Annotated in this window: 5 protein-coding genes; all 5 read right to left on the bottom strand. The window is 44.3% G+C overall.

The window, feature by feature from the left end; translation table 11 throughout:
• Window positions 1-414: 414 nt before the first annotated feature.
• From DQQ10_RS27025 to DQQ10_RS27005, 5 genes are read right to left on the bottom strand one after another with little or no spacing between them, the layout of a single operon-like run.
• Window positions 415-1,017, bottom strand: a complete 603-nt coding sequence (locus tag DQQ10_RS27025) for a hypothetical protein (protein WP_112750080.1) — start codon at window positions 1,015-1,017, stop codon at window positions 415-417.
• A 6-nt stretch (window positions 1,018-1,023) separates the two neighbouring features.
• Window positions 1,024-5,811, bottom strand: coding sequence for a hypothetical protein (locus tag DQQ10_RS27020; protein WP_112750079.1), 4,788 nt, complete (start codon window positions 5,809-5,811; stop codon window positions 1,024-1,026).
• 7 nt (window positions 5,812-5,818) lie between these two features.
• The gene (locus DQQ10_RS27015) at window positions 5,819-9,340 is read right to left on the bottom strand and encodes a SprB repeat-containing protein (protein ID WP_112750078.1); all 3,522 of its coding nucleotides are present in this window, start codon (window positions 9,338-9,340) and stop codon (window positions 5,819-5,821) included.
• 20 nt (window positions 9,341-9,360) lie between these two features.
• Entirely contained in the window at window positions 9,361-11,415 is a 2,055-nt protein-coding gene (locus tag DQQ10_RS27010) for a fibronectin type III domain-containing protein (protein ID WP_112750077.1), read from the bottom strand.
• Window positions 11,416-11,419: 4 nt separating this feature from the next.
• Window positions 11,420-15,943 carry a hypothetical protein gene (locus tag DQQ10_RS27005; protein WP_112750076.1) on the bottom strand — a complete coding sequence of 1,508 codons (4,524 nt, stop codon included), beginning with the start codon at window positions 15,941-15,943 and terminating at the stop codon, window positions 11,420-11,422.
• Between the last annotated feature and the right edge of the window lie 144 nt (window positions 15,944-16,087).

Raw genomic sequence — 16,087 nt, 5'->3', positions numbered from 1 at the left:
GTTCCTGCTCGTTTAAGATCCCAATGATCTGTGCTTCTGTGAATCTTGTTTTTTTCATAACGCTTTTTCAGATGGTTAAAGTTAAAAACTCTAATTTTAACCTGTTCTAAAAAACCAGCCAGGTACCGAACCACCAACAATAGCTAAAGAAAGTCTTCGAGACAATGTCTCTTGAATTTAATCCGACTGAGCAACTTCAAATAAGAGGACCCCGCTGTAAAAGATATTTATCAATCGCGAATAATTTGGCGTAACTAAATTTGTTGGTTCGCCACGCACGTGTCATTTCGAACACCAACAAAGACGGGGGATATTAATCAATCGCGAAATAATTTGGCGTAACTAAATTTATTGGTGCCACCGCGCACGTGCCATTTCGAACACCAACAAAGGCGGGGGGTGTTAAGTCCCGTTTCATCTATATTGTTCTTGTCCAAATTTTGCAATTGCGTTGTTCAGTAACATATTATTATACTGCAAACAATCCATTGACAGATTCATCTCCGATTCCTCGTTGCTGAATAGATATTTCCTTAGCTCTACCTCTATCTTGTAAGAAATCTCACCGGACAGTTTGTCCTGCCAGAAATAAATTGTAGCAACATCTTGACTTGAGAATCTAAAAAGCGAGGTTTGAATTTCGTTCGCCTCTAGTAGATAGTCAAAAAAAATATTAGTACCATCGTTATCAAAATCATCCACCGAAAAGCTGATTTTTTTTTCTAACACTAAGCTTTTCCATTCAATATACTTATCCTCTTCTGAGCAAAATTGAATACCATTTTCATCCAGTTCGGGCGAGTAGGCAAGCCGAATCTCTCGTACAGCTAAAAAATCCAACGAAGACTTGAAGCTGTCAATTAATTTAAATATCATTCCATAGGAAACTTCGTTTGTTGAAAAGCGACCTTCCACAATTCTGGTGAAAAATTCGCGATTGCTGATTGTTGTGATCAATTCGATCGAATTTCCTTTAAACCAATCAAGCCAAGATTGTGTGACTTTTAGACGACTCATCTGTGTTCAGGGTTTCAGTCTATTTAAATCGAGAATAAAACTACTACCATCGTAAAGAAATACCGTAATCGCCTTTACTGTTCCATCATTTTTTATCGTGAATGCATTTCGTGAAATTGAAGCATCGAAAAGCTGCTCAACATACTCCTTGGTAACTGTTTGCACAGTACCGTCATTTTTTACAAAAGAACTGAAGGGAACTTTTAAATAACCTTCTGCTCCGAGCCATTGAAAATTAGGGTCTGCTTTGATTTTCGACGACATCTCGTTTATTCTTGCGGCAAAAGAATTAAAATTCTTTTCTAATTCCTTCATTGTGAACGGTGTCCCATCAGCCAAAAATCCTTCTATCGCCTGAAGGTTACTCTTCGGAAAAATGCATTTTTGACCGAACACTCTAAAAATATCGTCCGCGAGTGCGATCTCCTTCGCTTCTAAAGTCGTACCTAGTAGAACCCAAGCGCCACCTCTCGAATTTTGGGCTATCGAATATTGTGTAACATCATCACTCACTCCCAATTTGGACAAAGATGCTCTAAGCGTTTTACCGAATCCAGCATTTGCTAATTTTTCTCCCGCATCTTTCCCAAGCTCCACAAACTTTCCTTCTTTATTCACTGGCAATGGGGGCCCGTCAACAGGGATTTTAGAACCATCTGGTGAAAGCTCAAACCAAGGCGATCGCTCCATACTCTCGATGCCACCATCGGAAAATATCTTGATTTTACCCTCACAAGCAATAACTTTTTGCTGCAGCTCTTTGGCAAGTTGCTGGGCCGACTCGAGACTACTGCAAGAAAGCAAGCGGATTGTTTGATCCTTTATCCCCTTACTAGCAATCCAGTTTGCTAACACAACAGGTCCTACTGCTTCAAGGCCCTCCTCAACTAATGAATATTCATTACCTGCCCCGTGAACAACGACGTCAATCAAGTTATCATCAACTTTTGAAACAACACCTGCGATTAAGTCTTTCGCCAATTCATAGTTCTTACTAATGACAACATCAGAGAAATCCACGCCCTGAGTTGGCATTCCTCCCTGACCGGGCAGCCCATACTTCTCGGGGTTAATACGCGCATCTTCAATCGCCTCTTCAACTTGCTTCCGGGTATAACGCTGATTCCATTTGTTAAGGCCAAATGATATCACTTTTTGCGTGCCCATGGCAATGAGCCCTTGAATAAAACCTGCACGCAGCGTTTGATTAAGATCTAATTCATCAATTGACTTTTCATCAATGTAAAGTTGCTTTACGAGATCATCAGCAAAACCGGTAGCAAGTCCCGTAAGACCGGCACAACGCATTCCGCAATCGGGGAAAAATGTAGCAGTAATACATGCAGCTCCTGCGCTCGGCGCCGAAAGTTCCTTTAATAATATACCCGCTGTAATCTCCTCTCCGAGATATCTTTTAACAAGCGAATTGATTGCAATTTGAAACGCTACATCCACCGCCAGCGCTGACCCACACTTAGCTAGTCCGTTTGCCACAAACGCCTCTAAACCAGCCCAACCAAAAGCAGTATAAAATACCGCCGCTGATGCAACGTTTGAGAACGCCGCTCCTGCTGTTACCCCATAAGGAAAATTTCTTATCTTCCTTTGGCAATGCATTGGTTCATTAAGGTCTGGCTTAACATCTTTTAACAGTACCGTCATTGTGAGAACCGTTGCAAGCGCATGCCCGCTGCTAAAACTATTGTCGTGATAGTAAATCCAAAACTTCTGATCGCCTTTTGACAATAATTGTTCATCCTTCACATTAACATGAAACATCTGAATTGTCGGATCATCATAAGCATCGTGATAATAATGTATCAACACTTGGTCATTCTCAAATTTCGACACCTTATACTTTTTGCCTTTGTGCTCAAATTCACCATCGGGTTCGTGCACGGCAGATAATAGTCTCATGAAGGTAACCACCTCGCCAGAGCGGATCACAGCCTCAATCGCGGTGAGACTTGATTGGCATACGGCAGACATATCCTCCTCATCCCCATCAAACAAATGCATCAGCCAGCTCGGATCGTTCAACAGATCCCACTGCCACTTGGCCAGGTGAAGTCCGTTGTTGTAATCCATCAGGTTGTCGGTCGCAGCTGTTGCATAACCACCATAGTGCTTGTCAAACGTGTGGATGAGTTTCCAACGGCCATGACCTAACTCGTGCGCTACTGTTTCATCTACTGTACCGGCTGCTGCTGAATTCGGGAAGATGTATCCGAACTGTGCACCTCGCGGCATAAATCCTGCAGCATCACGCTTCTGCTTTTCACTGCCCGATGGATCGATGAAGAATAGGATGTTAGAATCTTTCTTATACCATGGTTGTGCCTTCGCCGCGGCATTCAACGCGCGCATGTCATCGTTGTAGGTTTGCAAACCTGTCGACTCATTCAACACATTCACGTTCCCGGTATAGGATAATATCTCTTGGGTTACTTGCCACGTTACCCCTACTGGCCCGTAGGTTTTGTTTAACGTCTCTTGAATTGCATTCTGGTCAATCGCAGCATTGTTTACGGACACCAGTGTTACGCTATAGCTCTTACCAGGATAGGTTGCTACGTTAATTTTACCAAGCGTATAATAACTATCACTCGTTTTAGGATACAACGCATAGATCTCTTGTACATCGTTTACGGGTCCACTGATCAACGTGAGGTTATATACATTCTGAATGCTATCGTAATTTCCAGCGAACTCCGCACCGAGTGGTGTCTTGAAAATTACCTTCTTCGCTTTGATCGATGAATCCTTGATCTGAATTCTTGCGCGCACAACATCGGTCTTTCCTTCGAGCATGAACTTCCATGGCGCGTAGTAGTTGTCATCAAGCTTCTGATACTTTTCGCGAATCAATGCCGCATTCGCATAATATTCCTGCCACGTATCGAATGAATAATAGCCCTCACCTTTCTCGAATGTCACAACAGCTTTATCGCTATCAAGCTGACCGGGATCGAAACTTCCAGCTGTCAATGGCTGGCCTGCATGTCCAATCAATGTCGCTTTCGCTTTCTTCACTTCCTGTCCATTCTCAACAACGGTTTCCTCATCTACTTTATACACTTTGCCGTCTTTGTCTTTTACCGTCATCGGGAAGACTTTCACGTTGTTGCCTTCGTTACCTTGTCCTTCACGATCAGCCATATCAACTACGTGTGGCTGTTTCTGATCATCTACAATCACCAGGTCACCTTCTTCATTCAACGTGAACGACTCAATACCCGGAATAGCAAAGTTGAAAGTCGTGTCGTATTCCGAGAGTCCGGTGATTACTGTTCCGCCGATACCACCACCTTCGAATACTTCGTCGAGATCGGTAATACCGCCTTCATTGACATCATAACTTGATTGAATGTATCCCGAGATTAGTTGACGATCGGTGTTGACGCCAATGCTTGTAAACTCTACTGCGAGCTTAGCATCCATCAACCAAGGTACGGTGGTCCATCCTTTACCAGTAAACGTACCGTTGGTTCCATTTACATGTGTGATGGTAATGGGAAAGTCACCCGCTTTAATTACCTCGCCGGTTTGCAATTGTTTGAGTGGTTCTTTGTTCGCGATGTTTACATCCGGAAGGATACCACAATTTGCCAGTCGCGTTGAATCTTCTTGCGGCAGTGCTACCTCCATGATCGGACCAAACACGGGTTGCCCTGCGATACACATCGCACCAATGCGGTACTCGTACACGCCACCATTCTTCAGACTGTATAAAATCGTTTTAACGTCATTGGTTTGTTGTTCTGTCCATGACTCGGAGTTATTCTCTGTCTTTAATCGGTAGTTCACTGCAAACGCTACGTGCTCAGGTAAACCACTCCACTCTAATGTAAGCTTCGATCTTTCAGCCGTTGCTAAAATGTATGTTGGCGTTCCGCAGTTATCTTGAAGTGTAAATGTTCGCACTTCACTATACCCTTCGTTGAGGAAAAGATTTACGGGATCAATACCATCGCGTGCTTGTGCACGTACGCACCAGATGTATCTCTTTCCAGGAAGCAACGGAGGATTAAGCGCGCCATAAATAATGGAAGTACTGCGTGTGGTCTCGCGATAAATTTCCGGCGAGTAAGGGAATGCCGCTTGTGGTGGCATCCCGTTGTCCCAATATTCTTTCAGAATAAATTCATATTCTACTTGAGATATTCCCTGGTGTAGCGGTGTCCATTGAAAGAGAACATTGAGCGGATCACGGAAGGCGATGCTTTCTTTGTCGCGCGGCAAACTTAACAGCGGTGGCTTCTGACTCGTTACCCACGCTCTTGCGCACGAAGAAGAAGAGAGCACTTGACCTGTGTAGGCTTCTACGGCTTGAAAGCAAAATTCAACAAGACCTTCTGGCAATCTCCCTGAGGGAAGTGAGCCTTGTGTGATTAAATTATTCGGTTGAAAATACGGCGCGAGGTCAGACGCTGTCAACCTTAATGGTAATCCGTTCTCAACGATAATTGGCTCGAAGAAAACATTGTCATTTGTTTGAAGGCGTACGCCACCCGCAGCGCTGATGATCATGCGAAGACGAACCGATAACGTTGGTTTAAGCTGATCGCGGTTGACGAGTGTCACGGCAATCTTCTCGCGTGTTCCGCTGTAGTAGTCGCTGAGATAAAGACTATAGGGCGGTAACAAGTTTGCGTTGACCTGAATCGGATATGTCGTTTGCGCTGACGCCGACATGCCCACGATGGCCAATAAGAATATAAACAAACAACGTAGTTTCATCATCTTAAAAATTGATGATTTGTCTTTTGAAAGAATTGGGGTCTCCGTTTGCATAGACAAATCACTTATTGATCATGAGTTTAAAAATCGAGTATCCCTGTGCGGTTTTCAGTTGAACGACATAGAGTCCATCGCTTACTTCATTGCGCACATCAAAATCTAACTTCGCGTATGATTTTCCGCGTACGGATTCGTTTCTGACGATGGACGATTGACCATTGTACAACAGCACGTCAAAATCTCCAGCTTGTTTTAATTCTACGGTAACGGTAAATCGACCATCGTTTGGATTTGGCGTCACCATGAACTGCTTGATATAAGGTTCATCTGGTGGAATGTAATCGGTGAGTTCTCTGGCGTCAACAACTTTGACCGTAGCGAATGTAGATTCTTCACACGCATCGAGGAATGTAGTGAGTCCTACATTGTATTCACCTTTGTCGGGGAATGAAAGATCAACATAGCCCTCAGTTTCTTCGATCACCATCGCTTCTTCTGGCAATATCCAAAGCGCGCGATCCGGTTTCGGGAAGCTAATGTTGGCAATACGTACTTTTCCATTTTGAGGAACACGTGTAGCGACAGCGATGCTTGCTGAAATTTCTTCACCTGTCCGCGTGATGGTGATTTCGTCTTCGTTCATGCATCCCTTGTAATCTTTTACTTTCACGTGGTATACACCTTCATCAGAAAGAGAAAGCGACGGATCGGTGGAGAATGCTTGATTGTTTTTCAACCACGTGTATTGTGCTGTTGCATCGTCGATGGTTGCGTTGACCGCTAGACTTTGATCTTTACAGAGCACGCGATCGGGACCAAGATCCACGATGAACATATCAGGATCTGTCAGCGTATACTCACGGGTGATGAAACATTTATTAGCGTCAGTGATCACAACACCATATGTACCTGTCTTAAGGTTGTTGTACACACTGGACTTCTGATTTATATCCTTATCCCACACATAGGTATAAGGTGCTTTACCACCGGCAACTGAGAGACTGATGGAGCCATTCGCATCTCCTTGACATGTTGGTATTGTTAGTGTTGGCGTATCAACGATTCCTGCAGGTGCGGTAATTTCCACTTGTTCATAGGTAGTACATCCACGTGCATCACGAATTACAACGGCGTAAAATCCGTCCGACAATTTCTGAATGGTTTGGGTTGAGTCGTTGGTACTCCATGCGTATTTATAAGGTGCAGTTCCGCCTTTCGCCAATGAAGTTGCTGCGCCTGTTTTATCGCCATTGCAAAGCACAGGCGTTAAGTCGAAATCAGAGCGAAGCACGGCAGGTTGCGTGAGTTTAAAATCAGGAGACCACGTGGAGATTCCATTCTTATCGGTGATGCGAACGCGGAATGTTGCGCTGTTCAAGTTTCCGGCGATGCTATCAGTATCCGTAATTGATTGTGGCGTACCACTTACAACTTTATACCATTCGTATTGGTATGGATAGTTTGGCGATCCAACAGGAAAAGGTTTTCCACCTTTGGCGCGTGCCGAAATTTCTCCGTCACTATCGCCGTTACAAGATACAGGACGTTTTTGAGCAACAGCTACGGTTAGTTTAGCAGGTTCATTTAGTATTACCGATGTTTTCTGATAACAGCCTTTCAAGTTGGTTTCAGTACGCGTGGTCACCAGATCATAATTTTTATCTTTGGCCATGACGTTGTACGTACCTTTTGCAAGATTCGAAAGGGTGTTGCGCATCGTAGTGCCTTCATTCACGGGCGGGTTAGCGGTGAGCACTGTTCCACTCGCGTTTTTCCATTCGAATGTATAAGGCATAGTACCTTCACTAGCGCGCACGGTGATGTATCCGTCAGTGTAGCCGAAAGCAAGGGGTTCAATGGCTTCGATCACCCCGACCTCCGCAGCTTTTGCAGGTTGTGTAACGACGCCAGATTTTGTTATGACAACACCGCTTACCTTTGGTTCGCATCCATTGCTATCTTTTAATCTCACTTGATATGAACCGCTACTGAGGTCGGTGAACGTTACGATTCCGCCATTAGAAAAATTCAACTGGCTCAATTGATTGCTATTCAGAAATAAAGACGCGGTTAAATTTCCAGTACCACCAGTAGCCGTAACATCAATTTTTCCATCGGCACCACCGAAACATTTTACGGCAGTGGGTGTAGCGTTAAATACTGTGAAATCATTTGCGGCATTAACCTTTCTACCAAGCCTTACGTGGCCGGTTGCACCAGAATATCCGGTTCTTGTTTTTCCTCCCCCTATATTAAAAACCGAAACAATACGAACGTTGTATGTTCCTGGCGCGACGTTTTCCACAACCACCTGATTTCCTGGCGCCGTGGCAAAATAATTTTCGGGAGAAATGGTGCCGTTCAATTCAATTCCAACCGATTCGTTTGCTAACAAAGTTCGATTCAAGCTCACCACGAATTTTCCATCCCGTGCATTAAAACATTTTTCGTTCTCTGCTGCGACGGTTATTTCTGGTGCGGATAGCCTCAGCTCAACCGTTGCGATTTGTGTGATTTGTGTTGTCGCACAGGTGTATCGCGCTCGGAAGTAAACATTTTTATAAAGGTAGTTGATATAATCTTTCGAAATTGATGTGAAGAAATCTTTCCCGACCAACTTCAATGTCCGTGGAGTTCCGTACGAAGCAGGCAGATAAGTCCATCTCGTTGTATCCTCCCCTTGAAGATGATATTGCCAGCGCAAAACGTCACTGGTTTCCGGTGTTACCAGCGATACTTCATGATGGGATGGCATTACCGTTCCGAGAGAAGGCGTGATTGGCGTTTGAATTTTAGTGTGCTTGATTCTAATCGTTGCACCGTAATGAAAAGGCTCGGTAAACGGCAGGTCAAATTCACCATTGGAGTTATATGTTACAGAATACTCTTGCTGTCTTGGTGTTTCCCACGGGAGGGATGTTCGCCTTTCGATAAATCTTATTTTCGACAAACGCTTCGTCAAAGGACTGCGAACCAGATCACGAAGTCCCGTGAGCTCTGTTTTATTCATGCTTCGATTATCCTTACTCAGGAGAATCGTCGAGTTGTCGGGATAGACACCATAGATAGCATACTTCCAGTAAGCTGCGTCGTACGCCGACTCGAAGAACCCGTCGACTTGGATGGCTTCGACATTTGAAATTGGATTTACGGTAAACTCTATGAAACTTCCCGCACTGAACGCTGAAAATATATTAGTGTAACGTTCTGTCGTCTGATCATTGCACGGTACTTGCATGGTTACCGGAATAAGTCGTTCGTCACGAGGATCACCGCTACCTTTATCACAATCATTGTTATACCTACGGACAGCAATTACTTGCATATGCGTGATCGGATTATCTCTAGTCAGGTAGAACGTCTTGTAAAAATCCGCTTTTTCACCTTCGCTATTCATCGTCAATAGTTCCGACCATTCACGGTACGTATTATCCTTGAAATGGAAGAGTAAGCGGTAGTGACTGTTGCAATGCATGGTGCTTAAGTCCGACCAAATTCTAATATGTGCGCTTACCTCATATGTCTGCGCCATCGCGACGTATGATGCGCAACTAACCAAGAGCATTAATAATATTTTTCTCATACAAAAAACATTAACATCAACTACCTTTTACTGGTGGATGCTTTTGCCGATCCTCCACTTTTACCTGAATCCAATAATGCACGAATGATATATTCATAATGTACACCTGGCGTGATAACACGATCTTCAATTTTATCTTCAAATCCTTTCAGTACTTTCCACAGTGTAATGGATTTTCCAACTTCGCCTTTATATATTTCAAACTGCTTAACATTTTTTAGGTTGTGCTTCCATTGGAGCATCACCAGTTTATTCTTTGCGTTCAACTTCGCTGAGAACAATGTAATACTTCCTATTGCCCTGACGGGAGCTTGAAGCGTAACAGCAGGCGACGTCGATTTTAGTCCGCCCTCCGAAACGCTTCGAATGGAATAGCTGTACCACATCTGCGGTGCTGCCAACGAATCACGATAGCTTGCAATTTTCATATCTTTCACTTCCGCTAGAATGATTTCTTGTGAAGTAGACTTATCGGTCCGTACGATTTGAATCATGCTCAAATTTTCTTCACCGCCTGATACCCATTCTAGCGTAATACCTTTGTTGTTAACGATGTAATTCGTGATCAATGGAGACTGTGGTGGAACTACCTCTGGTTTTTTCAATACAATTGTAGTTGGTTGTGCGGACTGGTTATAACGTCGATCCAATGATGTAACGGCATAGATAACCTCATTATTTAAAGTCGATATTTGAACTGAATCTACAAACGCATTTTCTTTTATCGCTATGTCGGTTATTGGCACCAGTTCTTCTCCTCTGGTTTGCGCACGATAAATTCTGTATCCGAGGAAATCGCGCTCTTTATTTTTATCCCACGACAATCGGACAACACCGGTGCTATCCACCGTACCTTTCAATCCTTTTGGAACACTTGGCGGTATTGTATCTGTTGGTTGCACCAATACAGGAAATGACAGACTCGGTTCGCCGTGGTGAGGTATGGCTGCAATCACGAAGTAATTACTTTCTTGTAGTGAGTCATACACGAATTTTCGTTCACCCGATGAAATATCTTTTTTAACTGCAACGAATGGCCCATTTGCCTGATCACCACGATGAAGTTCAAAGTTTTTGATCTGCGAATTTCCACGCGTGTCAAACTCCCATTCAATATCAACACCACCGGATTCGTTCGGAATTGCTTTTTCGATATGCGGTACATAGACCAATCGCGTAATACCTTTTCCGCTCACTATTTCTGACACGGGGCCTTCCTCACCAAATGAATTGACACCTAGAATACGGTAAGAAGTAACAGCCATATTATTTGACAGCGTATCCATAAAATACATTCTATCCAATGGCTTACCATCTTTACTATTCATATTACTCAACGGCGTCGAAGAGATACGTTTAAAGTTTTTTCCATCTTCAGACTTCTCGACATGGTATGCTCCATAGTAACGGGTGAGCAAACCATAATTCCATGTTAGCATTACCGTTTTGTCGCCAAATGTTGCTGTGAGTTCTTGTGGCTTTGGTAGTTTAACGACATCAGCGAGGCCGACGTAGACCAAGCCCATGGATATGGCCAGGGTCTTCTGTGGCGCAGCTGACGATACGCGATATAGATATCGCTCGCCAGGTTTTACAGTTACATCTTCTAAACCCCATCCAGCCATGACGGCACCCGGGTAGCAAAGATCCGCAGCGAACAACGATACCAAATACCGTTGTTCTAGTTCCTGAGCCATCGCGATAAACCTGGAGACACCTTTTGCATCGTCCCCTGTCAGTTCAAAACTTTCTCCATATAATGCTTGGGCAATTACAGCAGCATATTGGTTATCGGTGGCAAGTGCTTGCCAATCATTGAGCGGTCTAGCTTTTAATGGTTTCGGTGTTAGGATAACCTTTTCAGGAACAGCAAGTGCTTTCCCGTCACGCGTTACCGTCATACGTTCCACGATAAAACCGTAACGATTGGTTGTCTTCCACGCCATAGCAGAGTTGACCGCCCAGCGAAGTTGAATAACATTTCCTTTTACATTCGAGAGCACACTTACTTTCAACGAATCCTGCGCATGCACGCCCGCGACAGAAAAAATTAAGAAAACGATTATTAAGCGCATATGACTACTTCAAAAAGTTATAATATTCAAAGACCGCGTGACTACCTGTCGTGCCGTCTGGAAACACATATTGAAAATCAACTTTATAGTGTCCAAAACGGATAAATGAAAACGTTCCTTCGATAACATCTAAGAATTCGCGACGACGCGGTGAATCATAGTATTTGTTCACGACTTTCGTCTGAAAATCAATAAAGTCCTGCTTATAAACTTCTGGGAGATTGTAGATGTAGGGGAATCGATCTCTTGGAACGCCGTCATATTGATTATTCTCTGCGTCATTTAAATAAGCAGTAGAGATCTGGATCGCCTTCACTGGAGGAAGTCCTAATTTGTCCCCGCCATTCATAATACGCGCTAGTCCAAATTGAGCAGCCTGCAATCTACTATACAAAACAGGGTTGATATCTTCGTTGAAGTAGGCATCGTCTAAGATCGCCTGAGCCGCAACCATAGGTCTCGAATCGGTATACTGTGACCCCACAAGTTCGTTGATTTCAAATGGTTCACCGCCTTGCAGGCTATATTGAAGATTTGCCACATCTGTAACATCACCAACCAACGCGCTTCGCTTCTGTTGAAGTTTAATTTTATCAGCAAATGTATTGTACCGACTTAACGTGAACTGGTAAGCTAAAAGACTTTTTCCTGCGTCGTTTCGAATAACATTCACAGTTTGATTCCGCGTCACACTGATAACATCTTCTCCCTGTTCAACTACATTCTCTGATTCTGTTGTAGCTTTTTCCGTTTTGCTGGAATCGGTCGTCATGGCAACTAAGTCCAACAAATACATGTTTCCATTCGCCAACGACGATGGCATAGAAAAATCTATACGCTTGAGAGATTCAGAATACGTCATCGGAAGAGATACTTTTTCACCCGATGCCTGTACAACCTGAATCTCATGGTTATAGTCTGTGTCAAACAAATAACTTTGGCCACGATTCAATTGTATAAACCCTTTAGTGGACTCGTCTTTCAAGAAAAATTGCTGGTTAACGACCGGGTAAGAATACGTGACGTTATGCAAAGGTATGGACTCAGGCGCTGTGCCCGTTGTGAAAGAAACCTCCTGAATTTCTTGCGCAAGTTGTCCGGCTGTGTAAACAATAGACCATTTTCCATTTCGATATTCTTCAAATCCAACTTTCGCAACGGCTTTCATCGCCATGTTTGGAGGCAACACTTCGTCCGAATAGAAGAAAACATTTGTGCGATCGAAAGACCACTTTATTTTTCCTTTGACTTGCTTTCCGTCTTTATTAAGAACATAAAGCTCGTTGAGGTGAATTCTAAAATTGCGTACGCCGCTATCGTCTTCAAATGTAAAGTGCTCTCCTTCTTTCATGGTTAGTGCAACCTCTGGAACAGCGAACACATCTACATCCGTCGCCTTATCGTCAGGTGTCATATCGCTAATGATTTTCATATCGATCGGACTTCCACCTGGCAGCACCAGTTCACATTCATCTCCCACGGTGATCTTCATGCGCGCTCGGCCTTTCACAAGTCCACCCAACACACTGAATTGAACACCCATGTATCCTTTAAACCACACTGGGTTCGGGAGTTTTGCTTGAAGTAACGCGGCCGCAGCACCTTTGATGATCGGTACTTTAGCTTTGATAAACCACAAGTTTACTTTGATACCAAGCTCACCTTGCAAGTACGCATAAGCTTGTCCATTCGCGTACCAGCCATCGATACCAATAGGCCCGCTTCGCCCTTCGCACTGTGCTTCACCATAATCTTTCAGCATGATGTCGAATCCTAGACCGGCTTGGAAGTTTGCATACAATACCAGGAATGTGATATCACCTGTCGCAACACGAAGACTAGAGCCGAAAGCGAATCCCTTTCCTTCGCCTAATGCGTTAAGGTCGCGCATGTAGTCAAGGTCATCCATCTTTACGCCAAGGATATCGGCCACTTGTTGTGGTGGTGGCGGTGAACCAGGAATACGTGAACCAATCATCAAGTATGTTCCGGTCTCCACGTTGAGGATATTACCAATACCCATCTTAATACCGAGTCTATCCGTTGGTGTTCCCATGTGAACATACCATTCTTTCGGATCGATGTGAATCACTGACCACCCGGCACGATTTCCAGAGGCCGTTCCACGCACCATACCGTTAATCGCGTTTACGTATAAATCGAATGTAGCGTGTAGTGCTTCCGTTGTAAAGTCATATTGAATACCCAGCGCCGCCGCGAACGGAGCTTCACCAGGTTTCTCGGTAGGTTTAAAAACTTTGTCTGCCGACTTTGTGGCTTCGTATTGCTTCATTCTTTGAAGCGTTTCTACCATATCTTGTCTACCCTGCGTAAACTCAGCTTCCTTCTGAGCAATATCCTTTTGTTTGTTTTCAACAAACTTGGCAATGTTGTCAGTACCCGGAATTTCACCAACGAACTTCGCGAAGCCGTAGAAGCCGATGAAGTTTAAACCTCCTGCTTTACTGAATGCCACTTCAAATGACGCTTCGCCATTGACAGCTTGTTTACTTCCGACGTTGAACAGTACAGCCGCTTTTACGCCGAGACCATACAGCGAGTCGGGCAAATATACATCTGCACCATCGGGTGAACGTTTCATGCGGTAAGACACGCCGCCTCCAAAACCGTTGAGGTTCATCGGACCAATTTGAATACCCATGCCTGGGAACTCAACTTTAGCGTCGACAAACCAATAGCGATAGGTTCTTCTTCCAAAGATCGCGCGCGCATCGGCCTTCATGCTTTTCAGGGCTTTATCGAACTTCATCGACACTGATCCCGCAAAACCGTCACCGTATACAGGGTCCTTGCTCAGAATAGACAGATTGCCCTTGAGCGAAAAAGTTTCGGCAATGGTAGCATCGATGGCAATGTCTTTGATGGCTAGTTTTTTGTAGCGCCAGCGTTGTTCGAGAATCTCACCTTCTGGTCCGAGCTTTTTCTCTTCCTTCGCGACCAACTCCAAACGCGTGCTCCCTGAGAACTGACCATCGCTCAAGGTGAGCTTGATGTCCATACCGAGTGCCACTTCATCTTTTTGTGCACGCAGCCCGATGCTCTCGATAGAAATCGGGAAGTTCATAAACTTAATAGAACCTTTGTATCCGAAGTACTCGGCAGAAAATGTTGGTGCGTCTGTTTTTAACCGCAGGCTTCGAAACTCAATACCTTTGAACTCGGCAACTTTCTTACCCGTAGAATCTTCGGGAGAGCTTCCATCGATGCGTGCTGCGAAGTTCAAGGAGCCGTGCAATAATGCTTCGGGTTTAAATTTATCGTCGGCAACTTTCAATTGAACATACGATGTCGGAAGCAAGGTCGCTTCTCCACGGAACACATCGAACTGCATCATCCCAATGGGCTTTACGCGAAGCATGTATTCGTTGTCGGCTGTTATCAAGGCGTCATATCCCAAGGTGTCTTTGCTGGCGATGGGTAAACCTATGGCCCCAGAAAATCCAGCAGCAACAAGGTGATTCGCTTCCAAGGCGAGGTTAAAATCATCGACAGAAAAACGCCATCCTGATGCACTACCTCGATCGAGCGGAAGAACATTCTTCGCAGCAAACACACCGCTAATACCGTTGTTGTCGATAATCATATTCGATGCGACGAACGTCGGTCTCACTTTACTCTTGTCTGAAAATGGTTTGGGTAGTGTTACACTCAATGCTTTTACATATACACCGCGCCATAATGTTGGATTGCCTGGAATCATGTAGTTCTGTTCATATCCTTGCGGGTACAGAATTCCGGGTTGATTACGGATATCGCTGAAATCGAAAAGCGCCTCTTGTGCCGTGAACACAAAACCATCGAGACCTTTTATTGAAAACGGAGGAAGGGTAATGCTGGCCAGAATATCATTCCAATCTGCCGCCACGGTCGAGAACACACCTTTCACTGTTGTTGGCTGATCCTTTTCAACTTTTTCGTAAACGGGGTACATCAGTTCTTTTGAGAATTCTAGTTCCGCTGTAACACCAAGTTCCTTGAAGCCTTTGCAATCCACGGAGAGGTACGTCAGTTGGGTGGCACGTCCAGTCCCTTTTTCTTGTCCTCCTTTCAGAATAAGTGAGGCGGTATTGCCTTGAATTGGAATGACGACGTCGTTCATCAACACGAGCATTGCATCGCCAATGATGTCGCCTGTATAAGATAGCTTAATGCCTTGTGCGGCGAAGTACAATTTCTTTTTATTCTCTTGTCCAATTTCCATGCGTGCAAACATGGTGAGCTCTGCATGTTGTGGGTGCCAACGAATATCGCTGACAGCAATGGTAAACGTATTGTTGTTTATAGTCCTCCTCATGCCAAGGGGGAGAACATTCATGTCAGCGTAGCCAAGCGATTCGGTGTAATGCTGTGTTTGATCGAGCTTGGCAAAAGTTTCCATTGCCTTTCTATACGCTTCAGGATTAGCAGTTGCTGATGGTGTTGGCGTCTGCTGCGCGTGGCCATGTAAGACCAAGAAGAACATCAAGATGATCAGCAGTCGCTGACCCACACCGGTAAAGTGATTCATTCGATTGGGGCTAATATTTCCGTTTCAAGGTCTATGTTAACACACAATTACAGTCCTTCAAAACGGTTCAAAGATAGGTCATTTGCGCCGTTCCTCTTAATTAGTGTATTCTGTGGATATGTAAGGAATGGATCAAAAATAAAA

Source organism: Pseudochryseolinea flava (assembly GCF_003286915.1).
Classification (GTDB): domain Bacteria; phylum Bacteroidota; class Bacteroidia; order Cytophagales; family Cyclobacteriaceae; genus Ohtaekwangia; species Ohtaekwangia flava.
The sequence above is the reverse complement of the archived record's forward strand: the minus strand, read 5'-3'. Positions and strand labels throughout refer to the sequence as shown.